The sequence below is a fragment of the Pseudomonas delhiensis genome (genome assembly GCF_900187975.1).
Taxonomy (GTDB): domain Bacteria; phylum Pseudomonadota; class Gammaproteobacteria; order Pseudomonadales; family Pseudomonadaceae; genus Pseudomonas; species Pseudomonas delhiensis.
The window spans coordinates 100301-122128 of record NZ_FZPC01000003.1 but is presented as its reverse complement, the minus strand read 5'-3'; the positions used below and the strand labels follow the sequence as shown (position 1 = coordinate 122128).

Genomic DNA, 21828 nt, shown 5'->3' with positions numbered 1-21828 from the left:
CATGACCGCGAAAGCCCTGCGCACCTGGTACCTGGTGCACAAGTGGACCAGCCTGGTGTCCACGCTGTTCCTGCTGCTGCTGTGCCTGACCGGCCTGCCGCTGATCTTCCACGAGGAGATCGAGCACACCCTGGAACCGCACCCGGAGCTCAAGCCGCTGACCGCCGAGTCGCCGCGCATCGACTACGACGACGTGGTGGCCCGCGCCCTGGCCGCGCGCCCGGGCGAGGTGGTGCGCTTCGTGGTGTTCGACCCCGACGAGCCGCTGGGCGCGGTGATCACCGCGCCCAGCCTGGTGCCGCCGCCGGACATCGGCCACGTGCAGCCGTTCGACGCGCGCACCGGCGAGTTCTTCGACCCGGAGCCGCCGCCCGGCGGCTTCATGTACCTGATGCTCAAGCTGCACACCGACCTGTTCATGGGCCTGCCCGGCTACCTGTTCCTCGGCTTCATGGGGCTGCTGCTGTTGGCCTCGCTGGTGTCCGGGGTGGTGGTCTACGCGCCCTTCATGCGCAAGCTCGACTTCGCCGCGGTGCGCACCAGGCGCAGCCGCCGGGTGAAGTGGCTGGACCTGCACAACATGCTGGGCATCGTCACCCTGGCCTGGGTGCTGGTGGTGGGGGCCACCGGGGTGATCAACACCCTGGCGCTGCCGATCCTCATGCTCTGGCGCGGCGACCAGTTGGCCGAGATGACCGCGCCCTACCGCGACGCGCCGCCCATGGCCGACAACGGCTCGCTGCACAAGGCGCTGCAGACCGCCCAGGCGGCGGCGCCGGACATGACCATGAGCTTCATCGGCTTCCCCGGCACCCAGTTCAGCAGCCAGCACCACTACGCGGTGTTCATGCACGGCGCCACGCCGCTGACCAAGCGCCTGCTCAAGCCGGCCCTGGTGGACGCGCAGACCGGCGAGCTGACCGACATCCGCGAGATGCCGCTGTACGTGAAGACGCTGTTCCTCTCGCAACCGCTGCACTTCGGCGACTACGGCGGGCTGCCGCTGAAGATCGTCTGGACGCTGCTCGACCTGGTGGCCATCGTCGTGCTCGGCAGCGGCCTGTACCTGTGGTTCGCGCGGCGCAAGACCATGGAGAAACGCCTGGCCGACCTGCGGGCCGGGCACCTGGCCGCGGAGGGCGAGGCATGAAGCGCAACTTGTGGAGGGTGTTCCGCTGGCCCCTGGCGCTGGCCGTGCTGAGCCTGGTGGGGCTGGTTTCCGCGCTGGTCGGCGACGGCCCCTGGGACGCGCTGTCCTGGGTCGCCCTGGGCATCCCCCTGGTGGTGATCCTGGCGGCCCTGGCCCGCGCCCGCAGGGGCTCGCCATGAACCCGATCTACGGCGACCGCGCGCTGCGCCTGTGCGGCTACGCCGGGCTGCTGGCCGCGGTGTTCTGGATGATCGGCGACGCCGGCCTGCTCGGCGCCCGGGCCAACCTCGCCGACTACCCGCCGCTGCAGGACTACCTGTCGCGCATCAGCTTCGAAGGCCTGGACTACATGCTGCCCAACAGCGAGCCGCGCCTGGCCTTCGGCGCCCTGGTGGCGGTGCTGGCCATGCCGCTCTACCTGCTCGGCGCCTGGCACTGGTTCCTGGTCGCCCGCGGCCAGGGCTGGATGGCCTGGACGCTGTTCGCCCTGCTGGTCTGCGGCAACGCCTACTCGCCGCTGGGGCACGCCGCCTTCTACCACCTGGGGATGGTCTACAAGACCCTGCTGCTGGTGCCGGCGGACGCCCACCCGGCGCTGCTGGCGCTGGGCGAGCAGTTCCACCGCCTGCTGATGATCGCCTGGGTGGCGGCGGTGGGCGGCCTGGTGGCCGGGCTGGCCGTGCTCAGCCTGGCCATCGCCTGCGGGCGCACGCGCCTGCCGCGCAGCAGCGCGCTGCTGCTCAACCCGCTGAGCCTGGGCGCGCTGGGCCACTTCGCCCCCGCCGTGCTACCGGAGCCGCTGGGCACCTGGCTGCGCGGTGCCGGCATCAACATCGGCTGGTTCGTCGCCTACGCCTTCTCCAGCCTGTGGTTCGCTCGGCGCGGGGCTCAGAGGCTGTAGGGCAGGCGCACGCCGACGTCGTCGGCGGCGAAGTCCCGGGTGTTGCGGGTGACCAGCAGGCGCCCCTGCACCTCGGCGCTGGCCTTGATGATGGCGTCCGGCAGCTTCACCCGCAGCGCCTGGCGCACCGCCACGGCGCGCTCGGCGACGGACGCGTCGAGCGGCACCAGGGCGAAGCTGTCGAGGAAGGCGCGGGTGGCCGCGGCGGTGGCGGGCGTTGCGCCGATCATCACCTCCATCCAGGTGACGATGCTGATGGCCGGGTCATCGTGGCGGCGCAACTCGTCTCGGGCCTGCTCGTGGCCGTTGAGGTAGTCGATGAGGATGTTGGTGTCGAACAGCGCCTTCACCATTCCTCGCGCACCTTCCGCTGGTAAGCCAGGCCGTCGCCGGCGCTGCCGTTCCACAGGCCGAAGGCGGCCTCGGCATCCTGCCGGCGGTGCCGGACCAGGTACTCGGCGACCGCCTCGCGGATCAGCGCGGCGCGCGATTGCTGCTGTTGCTCGCCCAGGGCATTGAGCGCTTCGAGGTGTTCGGCGGGGATGTCGACGAGGGTGCGCATGGCGTCCTCCATATGTGATATCGATAACATATATCACACATCCCCGATCGACCAAGCCGCCGTTTGTATCAGCGTTTGCCCAGCACCTGGCGGTGGAACAGCACGCAGACCACCACGAACACCAGCAGCCCCAGCCACTGCGCGGTGTCCTCGAAACCGGCGCCGACCAGCGCCAGGGGCGCGTCCTTGCCGCTGGTGCCGATCAGCGCGGCGAGCAGGATGCCCATCAGGCTCTCGCCGACGATCAGCCCCGAGGCCAGCAGCACGCCGCGGCGGCGCGGCAGCTCGGCGTACCTGTCCTCGTTCACCCCGGCGGCCTGGGCGCGCTTCTTCAGCGCGCTCTCCAGCAGCCAGGCGAGCACCGCGCCCACCACCAGGGTCATGCCGATGGTCGGCGGCAGGTAGATGCCCAGGCCCACGGCGAGCACCGGCAGGCTGGCCTTGCCGGTGCGGCGCAGGAGCACGTCGACGAGGATCAGGGCGATGCCCAGGGCCACGCCGATGAGGATCATGTTCCAGTTCAGCGCGTCGTGGAAAATCCCGCTGGCGATGGCGGTCATCAGCGTCGCCTGGGGCGCGGCCAGGGCTGCGCCGGGGTCCATGCCCACGCGCGGCAGGGCATTGGGGAAGCCGTAGGCGTTGTACAGCAGCTCCAGCACCGGCGGGATCACCAGCGCGCCCACCAGGCAGCCGACGATCAGCGCCACCTGCTGGCGCCAGGGCGTGGCGCCGACCAGGTAGCCGGTCTTGAGGTCCTGCAGGTTGTCGTTGGAGATGGCGGCGATGGCCAGCACCACCGCGGTAGTGAACAGCGCCAGGGCGATCGCCAGCTTGCCGCCCTCGCGGTCGAGGAAATCGGCCTCCAGCGAGCCGACGCCGAGGATCAGCAGCGACACCAGGATCACCGCGATGATGCCGATGCCGGAGATCGGGCTGCTGGAAGAACCCACCAGGCCGGCCATGTAGCCGCAGGCGGCGGCGATCAGGAAGCCGAAGAAGAAGGCGAACACCACGCAGGTGGCCACCAGGCCCCAGAAGGCGAAGCCGGCGAGGTCCGGCGCGGCCTGGCCGAGGAAGTAGGCGAAGACCACGAACAGCGCCACCAGCAGGACCGCGGCGATGGCCAGGATCCAGGCCGCCGGCATGTCGCGCTCGGTGCGCAGGTCGCTGGCCTCGGCGCGCCCGCTGATGGCGCTGAGCGAAGCCCAGACGCCCTGCACCATGGGCTTGAACAGGGTGGCCAGGGTCCAGAGCGCGGCCACGCCTATGGTGCCGGCGCCGAGGAAGCGCACCTGGCTGCTCCACAGCTTGCTGGCCAGCTCCGGCAGGCCCTGCCCGGCGGCCAGGGTGCTGTTCACGGTGAGCAGCGGCACCGCCACGCCCCAGGCGATCACCACGCCGATGAGGATGGCGATGCCGGCGGTGATGCCCATCAGGTAGCCGGCGCCCACCAGCGCCAGGGAGAAGCCGGTGGACAGGCGGAACGCCGCCTGGCCCGCGGTGAGCCAGAAGCTGAAGCCCTCGGCCAGCAGCTTGAAACCGCTGCTGAACAGGCTGAACAGCGCCGCCACCACGCCGCCGGCGAGGATGTCGCGCAGGCCCGGCTTGCCGGCGTCGCCCGCCTGCGGGTGCTCCTCCTCATGGCTGCCGACGCGGAGGATCTCCGCCGCCGCCACCCCTTCGGGGTACGGCAGGCTGCTCTGCACCACCATCACCCGGCGCAGCGGGATGGTGTAGAGCACCCCGAGGATGCCGCCGATGGAGCAGATGGCCGCCGTCTGCCAGAACGGGAAGCCGGCCCAGTAGCCGATCATCAGCAGGCCGGGGAGGATGAAGATGATCGAGGACAGGGTGCCGGCGGCCGAGGCCTGGGTCTGCACCATGTTGTTCTCGAGGATGTTCGAGCCCGAGAAGTAGCGCAGCACCGCCATGGAGATCACCGCGGCGGGGATCGACGAGGCGAACGTCAGCCCGACCTTCAGGCCCAGGTAGACGTTGGAGGCGGTGAAGACGACGGTGATGAGGGCGCCGAGGATGAGCCCGCGCAGGGTCAGTTCGGCCAGGTTCGATTCGTCCGGAATCCGTTCGAGCATGGAAGGCAGTCTCTGGAAGTCAACCTGCCAAGCTTAGGCCAGAGCGGCGCGCGCGCCCACGTCGCGGAATGTCGCCCAGGCGACGACACCCGCTTTTCGTAGGAGCGAGCTTGCTCGCGAACCGCCCTGGCACGAGGCGGTTCACGCCCACCACGCCGAATGCCGCCCACGCAACGGCCCCCGCTTTTCGTAGGAGCGAGCTTGCTCGCGAATAGCTTCGGCATGAGGCGGTTCGCGAGCAAGCTCGCTCCTACAAGGGCAAGGGTTGGCGTGCGGGGGTCAGAACGGCTTGTCTCCAAGGATGGTCGCGCGGTGCATCACCCGGCGCTGCGGGCGGTAGTCGTCCACCGCGTAGTGCTGGGTCACGCGGTTGTCCCAGAAGGCCACGTCGTTCTCGCGCCAGCGCCAGCGCACGGTGAACTCCGGGCGGGCGACGTGGGCGAACAGCAGCTCGAGGATGGCCCGGCTCTCGGCCGCCGACAGTTCGTTGATGCGGGTGGTGAAGCCGTCGCTGACGAACAGCGCCTTGCGCCCGGTGACCGGGTGGGTGCGGATCACCGGGTGCGAGCGCGGCGGGTTCTTCGCCCGCGCCTCTTCCAGGCGCGCCAGGTCGGCGTCGGTGGCGCCGAAGCGCTCCTGGGGGAAGGACTTGCTGATGTCGTGGGTGGCGGTCAGCCCGTCGAGCAGCGCCCGCAGCGGCCTGGACAGCGCCTCGAAGGCGGCGATGCCGCTGGCCCAGAGGGTGTCGCCGCCGTAGGGCGGCAGCTGCTTGGCGGCCAGCACCGCGCCCAGGGCCGGGGTTTCCAGGAAGGTCACGTCGGTGTGCCAGATGGCGTTGTCGCGCACGTCGGTGACGGCGGTGTCGAGCACGATCACCTCGCGCTGCTCGGGCACGCTGGGGTAGATCGGGTGGATGTGCAGGTCGCCGAAGCGCGCGGCGAAAGCGGCCTGCTGCTGCGGCGTCAGGGGCTGGTCGCGGAAGAACAGCACCTGGTGGGTGAGCAGGGCCTGCTCGATGGCCTGTTGCTGGGCGTCGTCCAGGCTCTGGCGCAGGTCGATGCCGGAGACCACGGCGCCGAGGGCGGGGCTGAGGGGTTCGAGGGTCAGGGTGGTCATTTCTTTTCTCTCTCGTGTTCTGTGTGGGAAGAGCACCCTCTCCCCAGCCCTCTCCCGCAAGCGGGAGAGGGGGCTTGTTCGGTGCGAGCGGAAAGGACGGAACAGTCCTGCCGCCACGCGGATGTCATTCGGAGGCAACGCTCCAACCGCCGCTCAGGACCAGTCCCCTCTCCCTTCAGGGAGAGGGTTAGGGAGAGGGGCTCTGGCTCTACAGCCCTACTCCCAGGAAGCGAACCGCCGCTGCAACCAGCGCAGGCTCACCTCGAACGCCAGCGCGATCCCGGCGATCAGCAAAATCCCCAGCACCACCACATCGGTCGCCAGGAACTGCGCCGCCGACTGCACCATGAAGCCCAGGCCGCGGTTGGCGGCGATCAGCTCGGCGGCCACCAGGGTCGACCAACCCACGCCCAGGGCGATGCGCAGGCCGGTGAGGACTTCCGGCAGGGCGCTGGGCAGGACCACGTGGCGCACCACCTGCCAGCGGTTGGCGCCCAGGCAGCGCACCGCCTGGATGCGCGACTTGTCCACGCGGCGCACGCCGGCGGCGGTGGCGATCAGCAGCGGGGCGAACAGCGCCAGGTAGATCAGCAGCACCTTGGACAGCTCGCCGATGCCGAACCAGATGACGATCAGCGGCAGGTAGGCCAGCGGCGGGATCGGCCGGTAGAACTCCACCAGCGGGTCCAGCGCGGCGCCCACCAGCGGGTTGAGGCCCATGAGGATGCCCAGGGGGATGGCGGTGAGCACCGCCGCGCCCAGGGCCAGCAGCACGCGCAGCAGGCTGGTGCCGATGTGCTGCCACAGGCTGGCGTCGACGTAGCCTTCGGCAAGCACCCGCTGCAGAGCTTCGTAGAGCTGCTCGGGGGCCGGCAGGAACAGCGTGTCGACCCAGCCGAAATGGGTGGCGAACCACCAGAGCGCGGCCAGCGCGGCTATGCTCCCGGCGGCGGCCCAGCGCCTCGCGTCGCGCGGGCGGGCAGGCTTGGCGCGACGGCTGGCAGGCAGCTTGGCGCTGAGGGTGTCAGTGGGCATGTTCGGCCTCCGGTTCTTCCAGGAACTCGTCCAGCAACTCTTGGCGCAGGCCGCCGAACTCCGGGTCGGCCTTGATCGAGCGCACCGGCTCGCCGGCCGCGTAGCGCCGCGCGAAGTCCGGGCGCAGGCGCTTGACGATGCGCGCCGGCGGGCCGTCCATGACCACCAGGTCGGTGGCCAGGAACAGCGCCTCGTCGACGCTGTGGGTGATCAGGAACAGGCCCTTGCCGGTCTTGCGCCACAGCTCCAGGGTCAGCACCTGCATGCGCTCGCGGGTCAGCGCGTCGAGGGCGCCGAAGGGCTCGTCGAGCAGCAGGAAGTCCGGCTCCACCGCCAGGGCGCGGGCCAGGCCGAGGCGCTGGCGCTGGCCGCCGGAAAGCTGCGAGACGCGGTAATGCGCATGCTCCTGCAGGCCGACCAGGGCCAGCACCTCGCGGGCGCGGGCCTCGCGCTCGGCGCGGCCCAGGCCGCGGATGCGCAGGCCCAGGGCGACGTTGTCGAGGGCATCCAGCCAGGGCATCAGGGCGTCGTCCTGGAACACCACGCCGCGTTCGCCGCCGGGGCCTTCGAGGGTCCGCCCGTCGATCTGCACGCGGCCACGGTCGGGCTTCTGGAAACCGGCGAGGACGTTGAGCAGGGTGGACTTGCCGCAGCCCGAAGGGCCGAGCACCACCAGGGACTCGCCCTTGGCCACATCCAGGGTCAGTTCATGCAGCACGCGCCGGGTCTGGCCATGCTGCTCGAAGGAGAGGCTCACCGCCTCGGCCGTCAAACGGCTCATGTTTCTGCCCTCCGTAGGGTAAGAAGGAATGCTGGGCGCTTCGCACGTTGCGCTCTTCGCTCTTCGTAGGAGCGAGCTTGCTCGCGAACCCGCTTCACGCCACACCTTCCCCGTCATCCCCGCGTTCGCGGGAATGACGAGGTGGAGAAAGGTGCCGGGCTGTTCGCGAGCAAGCTCGCTCCTACAGGGAGATCGAGCAGGCCGGCGCGATCAGCGCTGCCCCACCTGCACGCTCTCCGCCTGGCGCACGTACTCCGCGCTGACGTAGGGCGAGTAGTCCTTGAGCACCGAAGGCACGCGCTTCTGTTCCTTCAGGAAGGCCGCGGTCCCGGCGATGTCCTTGGCGGTGCCGCCACCGAGCAGGGCGCTGGAGAGCTGCTCCTTGGTCTCCGGGAAGGCGCTGCCAGCCAGCAGCTCGGGCACGTCCTCGGGGGCGGCGCCGGTCAGCCGGGCGATCTTCTTCGCCTGCTCGGAGTCGGCGGTCCACTGGGCCTTGTGGGCGTTGTAGTCGGCGAAGGAGTCGAGCGTCACGCGGGCGAACTTGGCCAGCACCTCCGGGTGCTTCTCGGCGAAGTCCTTGCGGGCCACCCAGACCTCGAAGGTCGGCGCGCCCCACTTGCCCACTTCCGCGGCGTCGGTCAGCACCTTGCCGCTCTTCTTGATCTCGCCCAGGGCGGGCGACCAGACGAAGGCCCCGTCGATGTCGCCGCGACGCCAGGCGGCGGCGATCTCGGTGGGGTTGAGGTTGACGATCTTCACCTTGGTGGGGTCGATCTTCCAGTGCTTGAGCGCGCCCAGCAGGCTGTAGTGCGAGGTGGACACGAAGGGCGTGGCGATGGTCTTGCCGACCAGGTCCTCGGGCTTCTCGATCCTGCTGCCGTTGCGCACCACCAGGGCTTCCGCCGCATTGATCTGCGCGGTGACGATGAAGGCCACGATCGGCAGGCCGCGGGAGGTGGCGGCGGCCAGCGGGCTGGAACCGAGGTTGCCCAGCTGCACGTCGCCGGAGGCGATGGCGGCGACCACTTCCGGGCCGCTGTTGAAGCGGCGCCAGTCGAGCTTCTCGCCGATGGCTTTCTCGTAGGTGCCGTCGGCCTGCGGGACCTTGGTCGGGTCCACGCCGGTCTGGTAGCCGAGGGTGATGTCGGCCTGGGCGATGCCGGCGACGCCGGCCAGGGCGAGCGCGGCCAGCAGGCGGCGCGGGGCGAAGGTGCGTTTCATGGGGTGCTCCTGGAAATGCATTCGGGGCGGCCGGCCGGGCCGTGACGGGCCGCCCCTCGCGGGGCGGCGGGAAATTCGGCTCAGTTGCGCGCCAGGTCCGGCTGCCAGACCTGCACCGCATGGGCGTCCACCGGCTTGGGCAGCAGGCCCTGGGCGTAGAAGGCGTCGGCGATGCGCTGCTGCTCCTCGAGGCCGTCGGCGCGCACCGGCTGCACGTCGTAGCTGCGGCGGGCGTTGGCCTGCTCCACGGTGGCGGCGTCGAGGTTGCCCCACAGCGGGCCGAGCAGCTTGGCCGCGTCGGCCGGGTGTTCCTTCACCCAGCGCCCGGTCTTCTGCAACTCGGCGAAGACCTGCCTGAGCACTTCCGGGTGGACCTTGGCGTAGTCGCTGGAAGCCAGGTAGTAGCGCTGGTAGCTGGCCAGGCCCTGGCCGTCGGCGAGCACGCGGGCGTGCTGCTGGCGCTGGGCGCTGGCGACGTACGGGTCCCAGGTCACCCAGGCGTCGACCTTGTGGTTCTCGAAGGCGGCGCGGCCGTCGGCGGGGGTCAGGTAGGCCGGCTGGATGTCGGAGAATTTCAGGCCGGCCTTGGCCAGCGCGGCGATCAGCAGGTAGTGGCTGCCGGCGGCCTTGGTCACGGCCACGCGCTTGCCTTTGAGGTCGGCCAGGGATTTCAGCGGCGAATCCTCCGGCACCAGGATCGACTGCGCGGTGGGCGACGGGGTTTCGCGGGCGAAGTAGGTCAGCTGCGCGCCGGCGGCCTGGGCGAACACCGGCACGGTGTCGGCGACGTCGGCGGACAGGTCGACGTTGCCGACGTTGAGCGATTCGAGCAGCGGCAGGCCGCTGGGGAACTCATGCCAGCTCACCTTGATGCCCTGCTTGCCCAGCTCGCGCTCCAGGGTGCCCTGGGCCTTGACGATGGTCAGCAGGGTGGAGGACTTCTGGAAACCGATGCGCAGGGTGCCTTCGGCGTGCGCGCCCAGGGCGCCCAGCAGGGCGGCGGAGGCGGCGAGGCCGACGGCGAAACGGCGCAGGAACGGGCTGCGGGACATGGGTACGGCTCCTCGGGTACGGGGCGGCCGCCTGCAGAGCGAGGACGGACCACGGGACTGGGGTCAGGTGTTCTGAATGAGTCCGGTGGTCCGGTGAAGTGAAGATTACAGCTATAAAAAATCTGAAATAAATAATTTTTAGTTCTTAACTAATATCGCCCGGATTCATCCCGCCATCAGTGCGCAGCCCCCAGCAGCCGGGCCCTCACGCCTTCCGCACGGAGGCTCGCCTGGGCCGCCTGGCGGGCCACCGCCAGGGCCTGGGCGGCGAGGTTGGCGAAGTGGCTGGCGCGGCCGAAGGCCAGCGCCGCGCCCGCCTCGATGCCCTCGTCCAGCTGCCGGGCGGCCTGCTCGCTGAGCACCAGGCCCAGGCCGAGCAGCCGCGACAGTTCCGAGGCCTCGGGCAGGTCCAGGCTGTCCGCGGCCTGCAGCGCCAGGCCCAGGGCGACGTTGGCCTGCAGCAGTTGCGCCAGACCGTCGCAGAGCACGCATCTGGGCGTGGCCGCCAGGCCCGGCGGCAGCAGGATGTCTTCCGGGTGCAGGCGCAGGCCCTGGCAGAGGGCGCCGGCGCGCAGCGCAAGGCCCGCCCGGGCGCTGGGCAGCGCGGCCAGCAGGAAGTCGCCGCTGGGCGCGTGCCAGGCGCGCAGCAGCAGCCAGTCGGCCGCCTCGGCGGTGAAGGCGTCCCACTGCGCGCCGTTGACGCGGAAGCCGCCGCGCACGTGTTCTTCCGCCCGCAGCCGCTGGCCGTCGTCCTCGCCCAGGGCGCCCCACAGCGGCTCGCGCAGCAGGCTCAGGTGCAGCAGGCGTTGCAGTTGCTCGCGGCTGCCGAGCAGGCGCACGCGGGTCAGCTGCAGGTGGTGCACGGCGAACAGCCGGGCCAGGCCGCCGTCGCGTTCGCAGAGGTCGCGCAGAACCTGCAGGACCTCGCGCCAGGGGCTGCCGCCGCCCCCCAGCTGGGCCGGCAGCGACAGCCGCAGCAGCCCGGATTCGCGCAGGGCGCGGGCCCAGGCGGCGGGGCCGGCGACGGCGCTCTGGAGGAACGGCTCGGCGGGGGCCAGCCGGGACGGGGCGACGCTCATGGGCACCTCGGGACGACGGGATCAGTGCCTGGGCGAATGGCGCGCGGGGAGACTGAAGCGAAGGGGTTCGGCGGCGCCCCGTTGCGCCGCGCGCGAGGCGCGGCCGGGGCGATACTTAAAACCATATCCAAGCGGTACGGCAAGGTTAAATAACCTTTTTGCCTTAGCTGAGAACCGTCAGGGCTACCGCTGGCCGACGCTGAGGTCGGCGGGCAGGTGGCGGGCCACTTCGGCGGCGCCGCCAGACAGGCCGAAGTCGAACGCCGGGGTGACGTTCAGCGCCTTGGGCAGCACGCCTTCGCCATGGAAGAAGTCGGCGGCCTTCTGCAGGGTGGCGGCGATGCGCTCGTCGAACACGATGGGGCTGATGCGCGCCTCGCCCACCCAGCGGCGGGTGACTTCCCGGGGCATGTTCAGGTCCCTGGCCAGGGCCGCGGCGAAGGCGTCCGGGTGCTGCAGCGCCCAGGCCTGGGCGCGCGCCAGGCGCGTCAGCAGGTCGGTGATGGCGGCCTTCTTGGCGGCGATGGCGGCGTCGCTGGCCAGGGCATAGGAATAGCCGGTCATGATGCCCTCGCCGTTGTCGATCACCCGCGCCTGGTCGAGCAGCACGGCGCTGGAGGTGTAGGGCTCCCAGGGCACCCAGGCGTCCACCGAGCCGCGCACCAGGGCGGCGCGGCCGTCCACCGGGCCGAGGAAGGAGAAGGTCACGTCTTCCGGCTTGAGCCCGGCACGGCGCAGCGCGCCCAGGGCCATGAAGTGGCCCCAGCCGCCGCGGTTGACGGCGATGCGCTTGCCCTTGAGCTCGGCCACCGAGTGGATGGGCGAGTCCTTGCCCACCACCAGCGCCACGGTCGCCGGGTTGAAGTGCCAGGCGCCGACGGCCTTGAGCGGCGCGCCGGCGGCGTAGACGAAGAGGAATGGGATGTCGCCGGTGAAGCCGATGTCCAGGGCGCCGGCGTTCAGTGCTTCGAGCACCGGGGCGCCGGAGGGGAAGGCCGACAGCTCCAGCTTGTACGGCAGGTTCTCCAGCTCGCCGGAGGCGCGCAGCGAGGCGTAGCGGTCGCCCTTCACGTCGCCCAGGCGCAGGGTGACGGGTTCGGCGGCGCTGGCGGCACCGGCCAGCAGGGTCGCGGCCAGCAGGCCGGCGAGGACACGCAGGGTTCGTTTCATGGGGCAATCTCCAGGCGGCTCCGCACGGAAGCCGGGGGTTGTCTTGGGCTATCCGTTCCGCCGGTGCGGTCGCCGATATTGCCGTCGTTTCCTTCAGGTAATCCCGGGGGGTCAGGGGCTCAGCGCCGCCCTCCCCGCCGCGATCCAGACGCTGTCTTTCTGCGGTGTGTGCACGCGCCCGCAGAGCACGTCGCGGTAATGCCGCTGCAAGGGGTTGTGGCGGCTGAGGCCGTGGTTGCCGGTCAGTTCCAGGGCTTTCTCGAGCACCGCCACCGCGTTGTCGGTGACCGCGACCTTGATCAACCCCGACTCGCTGGCCGTCAGGCGGTCGCGGCAGGCGGCGTCGAGCAGCAGGCGGTTCTGCAGCAGCAGGCCGTCGATGGCGCCGACCGCCTCCTGCACCCGCGGCAGGCTCGCCAGGGGCGCGCCGAGGCTAGCCGGCACGCGCTCGCCCAGCCACTGCACGAGCCAGTCGCGGGCGGCCCCGGCGATGCCGTCGTAGAGCGCACCCAGCAGCGCCGCGCTGGCCTGGGCGAAGTCGCGCAGGCCGTGGCGTTGCAGCAGGGCGAGGTTGGCGTGGGGGAAATCGCCGCTGCGGTCGTAGGCCTCGGCGCTTTCCGCCAGTTGCCGGGTGAGCGCCGGCAGCAGGTCGTTGAGCGCCAGCGGCGGGGTCTGCGGGACGGTCATGGGTTCAGGCCGTGGCACGCCGACGCTCGCGCTCGGCGACCTTGGCGCGGGTCAGCGGGATCAGATCGCGGCCGTATTCCACGGCGTCGTTGAGCGGGTCGAAACCACGGATGAGGATGCTGCGCACGCCCAGGTCGTAGTAGGCCAGCAGCGCATCGGCGACCTGCTCCGGGGTGCCGACCAGGGCGGTGGAGTTGTGCCCGCCGCCAACCAGCTTGGCGATGCCGGTCCACAGGCGTTCGTCGACGCGGTCGCCCTGCTCCACCGCCTTGAGCAGGCGCTGGGCGCCGACGCTCTGCGGCTTGCCCTTGGGAAAACCGGCCTCGCCCAGGCGCTCGCCGGCAGTTGCGCGGATCGCCTCGGCCTTGGCCCAGGCCTCTTCCTCGGTGCGCCCGAGGATCGGCCGGAACGACAGGCTGAACTCCACCTCGCGGCCATTCTGCCGCGCCTGCTCGCGCACCGCGGCGATGGTCTCGGCGGCCTGGGCCAGGGGCTCGCCCCAGAGCATGAATACGTCGGCCTGCTTGCCGGCGACCTTCAGCGCGGCCTCCGAAGAGCCGCCGAAGTACACCGGGATGTGCGGCTTCTGCTGCGGGCGGATGGCCGAGAAGGCCTGTTCCACGCGGTAGTGCTCGCCGTGGAAGTCGAAGGGCTCGGCGCTGGTCCAGGTGCGCTTGAGCACCTCGATGAATTCCTCGCTGCGGGCGTAGCGCTGGTCGTGGTCGAGGTAGTCGCCGTCCTTGCGCTGGTCGGCGTCGCTGCCGCCGCTGATGATGTGCACCGCCAGGCGCCCGTCGAGCAGGTGCTCCAGGGTGGCCAGTTTGCGCGCGGCCAGGGTCGGCGCGACGAAGCCGGGGCGGTGCGCCAGCAGGAAGTTGATTTTCGAGGTGGCCAGGCCGGCGGTGGCGGCCACCAGGAAGCCGTCCGGCTGGTCCGACCAGTAGCCGACCAGGATGCGGTCGAAGCCGGCTTCCTCGTGGGCGCGGGCGAAGGCGGCGATGTACTGCTTGTCGAGGATCGGGCCGGCCGGGGCGAGGGTTTCCGAGGCCAGGCGGTGGCCGATCATGCCGAGAAACTGGATGCTCATGGTCTGTGCTCCGTGCTCAGTGGAAGGCTTTGGCGAAGGAGGTGTCGATCACGCTGGCGGTGTCGAAGGCCTTGGGCAGGGCGCCGGTCTGCACCAGGAAGTCGGCGGTGCCCTGGTAGTCGGCGGCGGCCTGGCTGTCCACCGGGCCGACGCTCATGCCGGCCTGGCCGATCCAGTGGCGCGACACCGCCTGGTCGAGGTTGGCCTTCTTCGCCCAGATGTCGGCGTACTGCTCCTTGTGCGCCTCGACCCAGGCCCGGGCCTGCTGCAGGCGGCCGAGGAAGTCGGCGATCTGCGCGCGCTTGGGCTCGATGGAGTCGGCGTTGGCGGCGATGCTCGACAGCCCCGGCATCAGGTCGCGGGCGGTGAGGATCGGCCGCGCGCCGGAGAACACGATCTGCTGCGAGATGTACGGCTCCCACACCGGGAAGGCGTCGATGCTGCCGCGCGGCAGGGCGGCGGCGGCGTCGATGGGCATCAGCTTCACGAAGTCCACGTAGTCCTTCGGCAGGCCGGCCTTCTCCAGCGCCCGCAGGGTCAGCTGCTGGCTCCAGGCGCCGGGCCAGTAGGCGACCTTCTTGCCCTTGAGGTCGGCGATGGTCTTCACCGGCGAATCCTTGGGCACCAGCAGGGCGATGGTGTCGGGGTTCTGCCGCGACACGCCGATCAGCTTCACCGGCGCGCCCTTGGCGGCCAGGAAGATGAAGCCGGAATCGCCGAGGAAGCCCAGGTCCAGCGCGCCGGCCTGCAGCCCTTCGGCCACCGGCGCGGCCGACTGGAAGTGCTTCCAGTCGACCGTGTAGGGCGCGCCTTCGAGCACGCCCGAGGCCTCCATGGAGGCGCGCACGTTGTAGTAGTTCTGGTCGCCCACGCGCAGCGTCGGCAGGTCGGCGGCCTGGGCCAGGGGGGCGCCCAGCAGCAGCGCGGCGAAGGTGGCGCGCAGGCGTCGTTTCAGGTTCATCGGTGGGGCTCCTCAGCCGGCGCGGCGCAGTTGCGGCAGGCGGGCGACGTGGTCGTGGATGGCGGGAATCAGGCCCTGGCCGTAGCGCACGGCGTCGCCGAGCGGGTCGAAGCCACGGATCAGGAAGGTGGAAACGCCCAGGCGGTAGTACTCGCCGAGGGCGGCGGCGACCTGCTCGGGGGTGCCGACCAGGGCGGTGGAGTTCCAGCGCGCGCCGGTCAGCCGGGCCACGCCGGTCCACAGCCGGGTGTCGAGCACCTCGCCCTGTTGCGCGGCGGCCAGCAGGCGCTGCGAGCCGACGTTCTCCGGCTGGTGGTCGTTGAGCGGCAGGCCCAGGCGGGTGCGGTTCTCGCGCACCTGTTCGAGCACCTCGGCGGCGCGCTTCCAGGCGGCTTCCTCGGTGTCCGCGACTATCGGCCGGAACGACACCGAGAAGCGCGGCTCGCGGCCCTGGGCCTGGGCGGCGGCGCGCACGCGGCGGATGTGGCCGTCGACGGCGGCCAGCGGTTCGCCCCAGAGCATGTAGGTGTCGGCGTGCCTGGCGGCGACTTCGATGGCGGCGTCGGAGGAGCCGCTGAAGTAGATCGGGATGTGCGGTTGCTGCCGCGGGCGCACGGCGGGCGAGGCGCCCTGGAAGCGATAGAACTCGCCGGCGAAATCCACCGGGCCGGTGGCGGTCCAGATGCGCCGCAGGGCAGCGAGGTACTCGTCGGTGCGGGCGTAGCGGCGGTCGTGGTCGAGGTAGTCGCCGTCGCGGGCCAGGTCCTCGTCGTTGCCGCCGCTGACCACGTTGAGGGCCAGGCGGCCGTCGCTGAACTGGTCTAGGGTGGCCAGCTGGCGCGCGGCCAGCGGCGGCGCGATCACCCCGGGGCGGTAGGCCAGGAGGATGCCCAGGCGCCGGGTGGCGGCGGCGACGAAAGAGCTGACCACGGCGCTCTCGGCGGCATTGCTGAAGTAGCCCACCAGCACGCGGTCGAAACCGGCGTCCTCATGGGCCTGGGCGAAGCGCCGGACGAAACCGGCGTCCACCGCGTCCCCCAGCGGCTGATCCACCTCGGAACTCGGGGTGGCGGTGATCATGCCGAGAATTTCCACGCTCACTGTGTTGCCCTCGCCTGGGCCGCTGCATAAGGTCGGCGGCTTTCGTTATAAGAAAAACGTCATGTTGGACGTTGTTCTTAGAAGCTATAGGCAAGCACTTCATGATGGAAATTCATTTTTTGCATATCCTAATATGCTAAATACGCATATTCAGGATGGAGCAAGTTGCGCGGGGGAGGTTTTCGCTTTTGTAGGAGCGAGCTTGCTCGCGAACAGAGTTTCCGGTCATGCCGGTGTCAGGCATGAGAGCGCCCTCTCCCTAACCCTCTCCCTGAAGGGAGAGGGGACCGTTCGGCGTGCTCGGGTATTTCGGCGTTAGCCGGCTACTACAAGGTTCCCGACTGACGCCAAATCCTTTCTCGGCACGGACAAGCCCCCTCTCCCTTCAGGGCGGGGCGCGCAGCCGAGGGCTGGGGAGAGGGGACGGAGTCAACCTGGGGCGACAGCGCTGCCGGGGGAGTCTGTTCGCGAGCAAGCTCGCTCCTACAGGGGGGGGTAAGTGAGCAGATTCGAAAAACTCACCCCACCCGCATATCCAACCCGTCAGCCACCGCATTACCGAACAACCGCGCCGGCGCCTCCAGGTTGCCGAGCAGGCGCGGGCGCACCAGCCAGAGCTGGATCAGCGGCTGGAAGTCGTCCAGCTGCAGCACCCGCAGCTGTTCGCGGTAGCGGCTGCGCGCCAGGGCCGGCGCCGGCACCAGGCCCAGGCCGCGGCCCTCGGCGACCAGGCCCAGCTGCAGCTCGCTGCCGAAGGTCTCCAGGTTCAGCTGCAGGCCCAGGCCCTGGTCGGCCAGGGCGCGCTGCAGGCCGGCGCGGAAGCCGCAGCCGTCGGGGTTGAGCACCCAGCCGTGCTGGTAGCAGTCGAGCAGGCGGCGGGCTTGCAGGTCGCTGTCGCGCGCGGCCACCACGCACAGGTCCATGCGCCCCAGGGGCGTGGCGCCGAGGTCGTCGGGGAACACCTTGCTCGGCGGGAACAGCACCACCGCCGCGTCCAGCTCGGCGTTCTCCAGCCGCGCCAGCAAATGGCTGCCCCAGCCGCTGCCGACCTGGGCACGCAGCTCCGGGTACTCGCCGGCCAGGCGTCGCAGCGCCTCCAGCAGCACCACCTCGCCGATGCTCTGCGGCACGCCCAGGCGCAGCACGCCGCTGGGGGCGGTGTCGCTGGCCACCAGCTCGCGCAGGCCGTCCACCTCGCGCAGCACCCGGCGGCACTGCTCGTAGACCCGCAGGCCGGCGGCGGTGGGCTTGAGCGGCTTGGTGTTGCGGTCCAGCAGTTCCACGCCCAGGGCCTCCTCCAGGCTCTGCACCCGGCGGGTGATGGCCGACTGGGTCAGGCCCAGGCTCTCGGCGGCCTGGCTCAGGGAAGCGTTGCGGATCACCGCGACGAAGGCGTCGATGTCGTCGATCTTCATGGGGCTGGCACCAATTGCATTTCTCGCATATTAGCTTAGATTCAAAATGCATTTCAGGAATAAAAACGCGTTTGCTACCGTACAGCCAGAACCTTCCGGAGTGAATACGCCCGCATGTCCGCCTCCCTGCGTCTCGACCGCCTGCGCCAGTTCATCGGCGACCTGGCCACCCTGCTCGACGGCCACCCCGACGAAGCCACCCTGCTCGCCCGGGCCCGCCCGCTGCTGGCCGAACTGGTGCGCCACGACGACTGGCTGCCCGAGGCCTGCGCCCAGCCCAACGCGCAGCGCTACCAGCAGTACCTGCTGCACGCCGACTCGCAACAGCGCTTCTCGGTGGTCAGCTTCGTCTGGGGCCCGGGCCAGCGCACGCCGGTGCACGACCACCGCGTCTGGGGCCTGATCGGCATGCTGCGTGGCGCCGAGTATTCGCAGCCCTTCGCCTTCGCCGTCGACGGCAGCCTGCAGCCGGCCGGCGAGGCGGTGCGCCTGGAGCCCGGCGAGGTGGAGGCGGTGTCGCCGCGCATCGGCGACATCCACCAGGTCAGCAACGCCTTCGCCGACCGGCCCTCCATCAGCATCCACGTCTACGGCGCCAACATCGGCGCGGTGCGGCGTGCCGTCTATACCGCCGAAGGTGAGGAAAAGCCCTTCGTCTCCGGCTATTCCAACAGCCAGTTGCCCAATATCTGGGACCTGTCGAAAGAGAACCCCGCATGAGCCAGATCGCCCGCCGTACCTTCCACGACATCCGCGCCGCCCTCCTCGCCCGCCGCGAGCTGGCGCTGCTGGACGTGCGCGAGGAAGACCCCTTCGCCCAGGCGCACCCGCTGTTCGCCGCCAACGTGCCGCTGTCCAGGCTGGAACTGGAGGTCTACGCCCGCGTGCCGCGCCGCGATACGCCCGTCACCGTCTACGACGACGGCGAGGGTCTGGCCGAAGTCGCCGCACAGCGCCTGCTCGACCTGGGCTACAGCGACGTGGCCCTGCTCGACGGCGGCCTGGCCGGCTGGCGCGACGCAGGCGGCGAGCTGTTCAAGGACGTCAACGTGCCGAGCAAATCCTTCGGCGAGCTGGTGGAGGCCGAGCGCCACACCCCGTCGCTGGCCGCCGAGGACGTGCAGGCGCTGCTCGACGCCAAGGCCGACGTGGTGGTGCTGGACGCCCGCCGCTTCGACGAATACCAGACCATGAGCATCCCCACCGGCATCAGCGTGCCCGGCGCCGAGCTGGTGCTGCGCATCGCCGAGCTGGCGCCCAGCCCGGCCACCCGGGTGATCGTCAACTGCGCCGGACGCACCCGCAGCATCATCGGTACCCAGTCGCTGGTGAACGCCGGCATCGCCAACCCGGTGTCGGCGCTGCGCAACGGCACCATCGGCTGGACGCTGGCCGGCCAGCGACTGGAGCACGGCCAGGCGCGGCGCTTCGGCGAGGTCTCCAGCGCCACCCGCGCAGCCGCCGCCCAGCGCGCCCGCGCCGTGGCCGACCGCGCCGGCGTGGCGCGCACCGACCTGGCCGGCCTGCGCCAGTGGCAGGCCGAGGCCGGGCGCACCACCTACCTGTTCGACGTGCGCACCCCGGAGGAATACGAGGCCGGCCACCTGCCCGGCTCGCGCTCCACCCCCGGCGGCCAGCTGGTGCAGGAGACCGACCACGTCGCCAGCGTGCGCGGCGCGCGCCTGGTGCTGCTGGACGACGACGGCGTGCGCGCCAACATGAGCGCCTCCTGGCTGGCCCAGATGGGCTGGGAGGTGGCGGTGCTGGACGGGCTGTCCGCCGCCGACTTCGGCGAGAAAGGCGCCTGGGCCGCCCCGCTGCCGCCGAAGCCGCAGGCCGAAACCATCGCCCCGCAGACCCTCGCCGAGTGGCTGCGCGAGCCGGGCACCCGGGTGCTCGACTTCACCGCCAGCGCCAACTACGTGAAACGCCACATTCCCGGCGCCGCCTGGGCCCTGCGCAGCCAGTTGAAGGAGGCGCTGGCGCAGCTGGGCGCGGCCGAACGCTATGTGCTCACCTGCGGCAGCAGCCTGCTGGCGCGCTTCGCCGTACCGCAGGTGCAGGCGCTGAGCGGCAAGCCGGTGTTCCTGCTCGAAGGCGGCACCGCGGCCTGGGTCGCCGCCGGCCTGCCGACCGAGGAAGGCGAGCGCCTGCTGGCCGCGCCGCGCATCGACCGCTACCGCCGCCCCTACGAGGGCACCGACAACCCGCGCGAGGCCATGCAGGGCTACCTGGACTGGGAATTCGGCCTGGTCGAACAGCTCGGCCGCGATGGCACCCACGGCTTTTTCGTCATCTGAGGCGCCGCCGCTGATCGACGTCTGTCGGTGAGTGGCGAAAAAATGACCACCTGTCGGCTGGCCGCGAAAGTGATGGGAATTTTGACGTTCTGAGGTGTCTTAGCCTGCGGAGGTGCCACCATGAACGTCACCCACCGCTACGCCATCCACTACCGGCTGCGCGAACAGCCGCGCCGGCTGATCCACGAGTGGTCCGAGGAGCCCAACGAGTTCCTCGCCCTGCTCCAGGTCCTGCTGCACCTGGCGCAGGAGACCGGCGAGGACCCCACCGGGCTGACCGACGCCCCCCTGGACCCCAACCTGATCCCCAACCTGCGGCACAGCGCCGATCGCGTGGGGGTCACCCGCGTGCGCATCGTCCCGATCAACTGAGCCGGCTCAGGCCGCCTCGCGCCGCCGCCACTGCGGCAGGCTGATCAACACCACCGCCCCGATGATCACCGCCATCGCCAGCGCCTCCGGCCAGCCGATGTGCTCGCCGGCGAACAGCACCCCGAGCAGCACGGCCACCGCCGGGTTGACGAAGGCATAGCTGGTGGCCGCCGCCGGGCGCACGTTGGCCAGCAGGTAGACGTAGGCGCTGAAGGCGATGATCGAACCGAACACCACCAGGTAGCCCAGCGCCAGCCAGCCGCGCAGGTCCGGCAGCTGCTGCAGGTGCTCGCCGGAAAGCTGGCTGCCGAGCAGCAGCGCGGCGCCGCCCACCAGCATCTCCAGCGCACTGGCCATGGGCCCGGCCGGCAGGTCCAGGCGCCGGCTCCACACCGAACCGAAGGCCCAGGCCGCGGCGGCGAAGAGGATCAGCGCGGCGCCCGCCGGGCTGCCCTGCAGGTTGGAGCCGAGGTTGAGCAGCACGATGCCGCACAGCCCCAGGCCGATGCCACCCCACTCCAGCAGAGTGTTGCGCTGGCCGAACAGGCGCGCGAACACCAGGGTGAACAGCGGCACCGTGGCCACCGCCAGGGCGGCGACGCCCGAGGCCACGCCCCAGTGCTCGGCCACCGTCACCCCGCCGTTGCCGCAGCTGAGCAGGAGCACGCCGATGGCCCCCGCGTTCAGCCATTGCCGGCCGCTGGGCAACGGCGCGCCGCGGTACAGCGCCCAGGCCAGCAGCAGCGCCCCGGCGATGACGAAGCGGCAGCCGGCCATGAGCATCGGCGGCCAGCTTTCCACGCCGATGCGGATCACCAGGTAGGTCGAGCCCCAGATGAAGTAGAGGGCGAAGAAGGCAGCGATCAGCGTCAGCGAGACGCGGGCTTTGGGCATGGGCATGACGGACATGGCAGCGGGCTCGACAAGTGGGTCGTAGCGCCTCATTTTATTAAGTGATCCTGTGCCCTATAAGGCACAGAGAACGCATTATCTGGCGTAACACTTTTCTTTCGACGGATTTTCGCCAGGAAAGCCATCGATTCCACAGACGAGAAAAACCGATGGACAAATACGACCGCGCACTGCTCGCCGCCCTGCTGGAAAACGGCCGCCTGTCCTTCGCCGAACTGGCCCGGCGCATCAACCTCTCGCCGCCGGCGGTGGCCGACCGCGTGGCGCGCCTGGAAGCCGAGGGGGTGATCACCGGCTACCACGCCAGCGTAGACCTGACCAAGCTCGGCCGCCCGATCCAGTGCCTGATCGAACTGCGCCTGAACGACCACCGCGGTGCCCTGCAGCTGCAACGCCTGACGGAAATCCCCCAGGTGCTCGACTGCTACCGGGTGACCGGCGAATCCTGCGTGATGCTGCGGGTAACGGTGACCAGCACCGCCGAGCTGGAAGAGCTGATCGACCAGCTGGCGCAGCATGGGGCGAGCAAGACTTCGCTGATCCTCTCTACCACGCTGGATGGGCGGGTGCATCCGGCGATGTTGCAGGGGGGGTAAAAAGAGGCTGCAAGCTGCAAGCTGCAAGCTGCAAGCGAGCAGGATGGGGGGCTCTTCGTAGGAGCGAGCTTGCTCGCGAACAGTGCTTGCCGGCGGGCTGGGGAGTTGGGCTGTAGAGCGCCCTCTCCCTAACCCTCGGCTGCGCGCCCCGCCCTGAAGGGAGAGGGGACGGAGTCGACCTGAGACGATAGCGCTGCCGGGAGAGGCTGTTCGCGAGCAAGCTCGCTCCTACAAAAA

22 protein-coding genes and 1 pseudogene are annotated in these 21828 nt (G+C 70.4%); 7 read left to right on the top strand and 16 right to left on the bottom strand.

Translation table 11 applies throughout. The annotated features are described in order from the left end of the window. Nucleotide 1: 1 nt before the first annotated feature. From CHC02_RS03660 to CHC02_RS03650, 3 genes are read left to right on the top strand one after another with little or no spacing between them, the layout of a single operon-like run. Nucleotides 2-1150, top strand: coding sequence for a PepSY-associated TM helix domain-containing protein (locus tag CHC02_RS03660; protein ID WP_089390155.1), 1149 nt, complete (start codon nucleotides 2-4; stop codon nucleotides 1148-1150). Further along, nucleotides 1147-1329, top strand: a complete 183-nt coding sequence (locus CHC02_RS03655; RefSeq protein ID WP_089390154.1) for a hypothetical protein — start codon at nucleotides 1147-1149, stop codon at nucleotides 1327-1329. The genes CHC02_RS03660 and CHC02_RS03655 overlap by 4 nt, the downstream gene beginning before the upstream one ends. After that, on the top strand, nucleotides 1326-2051 hold the full coding sequence (locus CHC02_RS03650; protein WP_089390153.1) for a DUF6796 family protein: 726 nt from the start codon (nucleotides 1326-1328) through the stop codon (nucleotides 2049-2051). Before CHC02_RS03655 ends, CHC02_RS03650 begins: the two co-directional genes overlap by 4 nt. On the opposite strand, the gene CHC02_RS03645 is transcribed toward CHC02_RS03650, so the two are convergent. The 15 genes and pseudogenes from CHC02_RS03645 to CHC02_RS03575 form a co-directional block, all read right to left on the bottom strand. Then, nucleotides 2039-2404 carry a type II toxin-antitoxin system VapC family toxin gene (locus tag CHC02_RS03645; protein ID WP_089390152.1) on the bottom strand — a complete coding sequence of 122 codons (366 nt, stop codon included), beginning with the start codon at nucleotides 2402-2404 and terminating at the stop codon, nucleotides 2039-2041. The two genes, CHC02_RS03650 and CHC02_RS03645, sit on opposite strands and share 13 nt — an antisense overlap. After that, nucleotides 2398-2613 (bottom strand): ribbon-helix-helix domain-containing protein, encoded by a 216-nt coding sequence (locus CHC02_RS03640; RefSeq protein WP_089390284.1) that lies wholly within the window; start codon nucleotides 2611-2613, stop codon nucleotides 2398-2400. The genes CHC02_RS03645 and CHC02_RS03640 overlap by 7 nt, the downstream gene beginning before the upstream one ends. 68 nt (nucleotides 2614-2681) lie before the next feature. After that, nucleotides 2682-4706 (bottom strand): OPT family oligopeptide transporter, encoded by a 2025-nt coding sequence (locus CHC02_RS03635; RefSeq protein ID WP_089390151.1) that lies wholly within the window; start codon nucleotides 4704-4706, stop codon nucleotides 2682-2684. A gap of 279 nt (nucleotides 4707-4985) precedes the next feature. Beyond that, entirely contained in the window at nucleotides 4986-5822 is an 837-nt protein-coding gene (tauD, locus tag CHC02_RS03630; protein WP_089390150.1) for a taurine dioxygenase, read from the bottom strand. A gap of 216 nt (nucleotides 5823-6038) precedes the next feature. After that, entirely contained in the window at nucleotides 6039-6857 is an 819-nt protein-coding gene (locus CHC02_RS03625) for an ABC transporter permease subunit (RefSeq protein ID WP_089390149.1), read from the bottom strand. After that, entirely contained in the window at nucleotides 6847-7638 is a 792-nt protein-coding gene (locus CHC02_RS03620) for a taurine ABC transporter ATP-binding protein (protein ID WP_089390148.1), read from the bottom strand. Before CHC02_RS03620 ends, CHC02_RS03625 begins: the two co-directional genes overlap by 11 nt. Nucleotides 7639-7848: 210 nt before the next feature. Then, on the bottom strand, nucleotides 7849-8859 hold the full coding sequence (gene tauA / locus CHC02_RS03615) for a taurine ABC transporter substrate-binding protein (protein WP_058488306.1): 1011 nt from the start codon (nucleotides 8857-8859) through the stop codon (nucleotides 7849-7851). 80 nt (nucleotides 8860-8939) lie between these two features. Beyond that, a complete protein-coding gene (locus tag CHC02_RS03610) occupies nucleotides 8940-9911 on the bottom strand; it encodes an aliphatic sulfonate ABC transporter substrate-binding protein (protein ID WP_089390147.1) in 972 nt (323 codons plus the stop codon). 176 nt (nucleotides 9912-10087) lie between these two features. Further along, nucleotides 10088-10990, bottom strand: coding sequence for an acyl-CoA dehydrogenase family protein (locus tag CHC02_RS03605; RefSeq protein ID WP_089390146.1), 903 nt, complete (start codon nucleotides 10988-10990; stop codon nucleotides 10088-10090). 183 nt (nucleotides 10991-11173) lie between these two features. After that, complete coding sequence (locus CHC02_RS03600) at nucleotides 11174-12160, bottom strand: ABC transporter substrate-binding protein (RefSeq protein WP_089390145.1); 987 nt, start codon at nucleotides 12158-12160, stop codon at nucleotides 11174-11176. 111 nt (nucleotides 12161-12271) lie between these two features. Next, nucleotides 12272-12709, bottom strand: a pseudogene (locus CHC02_RS03595) (acyl-CoA dehydrogenase family protein); the annotation flags it as partial. Between the two features lie 142 nt (nucleotides 12710-12851). After that, a complete protein-coding gene (locus CHC02_RS03590) occupies nucleotides 12852-13934 on the bottom strand; it encodes an LLM class flavin-dependent oxidoreductase (RefSeq protein ID WP_089390143.1) in 1083 nt (360 codons plus the stop codon). A 16-nt stretch (nucleotides 13935-13950) separates the two neighbouring features. Next, nucleotides 13951-14895, bottom strand: coding sequence for an ABC transporter substrate-binding protein (locus tag CHC02_RS03585; protein WP_089390142.1), 945 nt, complete (start codon nucleotides 14893-14895; stop codon nucleotides 13951-13953). 12 nt (nucleotides 14896-14907) lie between these two features. Further along, the gene (locus CHC02_RS03580) at nucleotides 14908-15975 is read right to left on the bottom strand and encodes an LLM class flavin-dependent oxidoreductase (protein WP_089390141.1); all 1068 of its coding nucleotides are present in this window, start codon (nucleotides 15973-15975) and stop codon (nucleotides 14908-14910) included. Nucleotides 15976-16514: 539 nt separating this feature from the next. Further along, nucleotides 16515-17411, bottom strand: coding sequence for a LysR family transcriptional regulator (locus CHC02_RS03575; RefSeq protein WP_089390140.1), 897 nt, complete (start codon nucleotides 17409-17411; stop codon nucleotides 16515-16517). 114 nt (nucleotides 17412-17525) lie between these two features. Here CHC02_RS03575 and CHC02_RS03570 point away from each other — a divergent pair, with 114 nt between their 5' ends. From CHC02_RS03570 to CHC02_RS03560, 3 genes are all read left to right on the top strand, one after another. Continuing rightward, nucleotides 17526-18131, top strand: a complete 606-nt coding sequence (locus CHC02_RS03570; protein ID WP_089390139.1) for a 3-mercaptopropionate dioxygenase — start codon at nucleotides 17526-17528, stop codon at nucleotides 18129-18131. Then, nucleotides 18128-19711, top strand: a complete 1584-nt coding sequence (locus CHC02_RS03565; RefSeq protein ID WP_089390138.1) for a rhodanese homology domain-containing protein — start codon at nucleotides 18128-18130, stop codon at nucleotides 19709-19711. The genes CHC02_RS03570 and CHC02_RS03565 overlap by 4 nt, the downstream gene beginning before the upstream one ends. A gap of 120 nt (nucleotides 19712-19831) precedes the next feature. Continuing rightward, nucleotides 19832-20083, top strand: a complete 252-nt coding sequence (locus tag CHC02_RS03560) for a hypothetical protein (protein ID WP_089390137.1) — start codon at nucleotides 19832-19834, stop codon at nucleotides 20081-20083. 6 nt (nucleotides 20084-20089) lie between these two features. On the opposite strand, the gene yedA is transcribed toward CHC02_RS03560, so the two are convergent. Further along, nucleotides 20090-20977, bottom strand: a complete 888-nt coding sequence (gene yedA / locus CHC02_RS03555) for a drug/metabolite exporter YedA (protein ID WP_089390283.1) — start codon at nucleotides 20975-20977, stop codon at nucleotides 20090-20092. 167 nt (nucleotides 20978-21144) lie between these two features. On the opposite strand from yedA, the gene CHC02_RS03550 reads away from it, so the two are divergent. Further along, nucleotides 21145-21591 carry an Lrp/AsnC family transcriptional regulator gene (locus CHC02_RS03550; protein ID WP_089390136.1) on the top strand — a complete coding sequence of 149 codons (447 nt, stop codon included), beginning with the start codon at nucleotides 21145-21147 and terminating at the stop codon, nucleotides 21589-21591. Nucleotides 21592-21828 lie beyond the last annotated feature (237 nt).

Bases quoted from the DNA above. Each gene is read 5' to 3' on its own strand.
- CHC02_RS03660 (WP_089390155.1), top strand. From the start codon at position 2: ATGACCGCGAAAGCCCTGCGCACCTGGTACCTGGTGCACAAGTGGACC.
- CHC02_RS03655 (WP_089390154.1), top strand. From the start codon at position 1,147: ATGAAGCGCAACTTGTGGAGGGTGTTCCGCTGGCCCCTGGCGCTGGCC.
- CHC02_RS03650 (WP_089390153.1), top strand. From the start codon at position 1,326: ATGAACCCGATCTACGGCGACCGCGCGCTGCGCCTGTGCGGCTACGCC.
- CHC02_RS03645 (WP_089390152.1), bottom strand. From the start codon at position 2,404: ATGGTGAAGGCGCTGTTCGACACCAACATCCTCATCGACTACCTCAAC.
- CHC02_RS03640 (WP_089390284.1), bottom strand. From the start codon at position 2,613: ATGCGCACCCTCGTCGACATCCCCGCCGAACACCTCGAAGCGCTCAAT.
- CHC02_RS03635 (WP_089390151.1), bottom strand. From the start codon at position 4,706: ATGCTCGAACGGATTCCGGACGAATCGAACCTGGCCGAACTGACCCTG.
- tauD (WP_089390150.1), bottom strand. From the start codon at position 5,822: ATGACCACCCTGACCCTCGAACCCCTCAGCCCCGCCCTCGGCGCCGTG.
- CHC02_RS03625 (WP_089390149.1), bottom strand. From the start codon at position 6,857: ATGCCCACTGACACCCTCAGCGCCAAGCTGCCTGCCAGCCGTCGCGCC.
- CHC02_RS03620 (WP_089390148.1), bottom strand. From the start codon at position 7,638: ATGAGCCGTTTGACGGCCGAGGCGGTGAGCCTCTCCTTCGAGCAGCAT.
- tauA (WP_058488306.1), bottom strand. From the start codon at position 8,859: ATGAAACGCACCTTCGCCCCGCGCCGCCTGCTGGCCGCGCTCGCCCTG.
- CHC02_RS03610 (WP_089390147.1), bottom strand. From the start codon at position 9,911: ATGTCCCGCAGCCCGTTCCTGCGCCGTTTCGCCGTCGGCCTCGCCGCC.
- CHC02_RS03605 (WP_089390146.1), bottom strand. From the start codon at position 10,990: ATGAGCGTCGCCCCGTCCCGGCTGGCCCCCGCCGAGCCGTTCCTCCAG.
- CHC02_RS03600 (WP_089390145.1), bottom strand. From the start codon at position 12,160: ATGAAACGAACCCTGCGTGTCCTCGCCGGCCTGCTGGCCGCGACCCTG.
- CHC02_RS03590 (WP_089390143.1), bottom strand. From the start codon at position 13,934: ATGAGCATCCAGTTTCTCGGCATGATCGGCCACCGCCTGGCCTCGGAA.
- CHC02_RS03585 (WP_089390142.1), bottom strand. From the start codon at position 14,895: ATGAACCTGAAACGACGCCTGCGCGCCACCTTCGCCGCGCTGCTGCTG.
- CHC02_RS03580 (WP_089390141.1), bottom strand. From the start codon at position 15,975: ATGATCACCGCCACCCCGAGTTCCGAGGTGGATCAGCCGCTGGGGGAC.
- CHC02_RS03575 (WP_089390140.1), bottom strand. From the start codon at position 17,411: ATGAAGATCGACGACATCGACGCCTTCGTCGCGGTGATCCGCAACGCT.
- CHC02_RS03570 (WP_089390139.1), top strand. From the start codon at position 17,526: ATGTCCGCCTCCCTGCGTCTCGACCGCCTGCGCCAGTTCATCGGCGAC.
- CHC02_RS03565 (WP_089390138.1), top strand. From the start codon at position 18,128: ATGAGCCAGATCGCCCGCCGTACCTTCCACGACATCCGCGCCGCCCTC.
- CHC02_RS03560 (WP_089390137.1), top strand. From the start codon at position 19,832: ATGAACGTCACCCACCGCTACGCCATCCACTACCGGCTGCGCGAACAG.
- yedA (WP_089390283.1), bottom strand. From the start codon at position 20,977: ATGCCCAAAGCCCGCGTCTCGCTGACGCTGATCGCTGCCTTCTTCGCC.
- CHC02_RS03550 (WP_089390136.1), top strand. From the start codon at position 21,145: ATGGACAAATACGACCGCGCACTGCTCGCCGCCCTGCTGGAAAACGGC.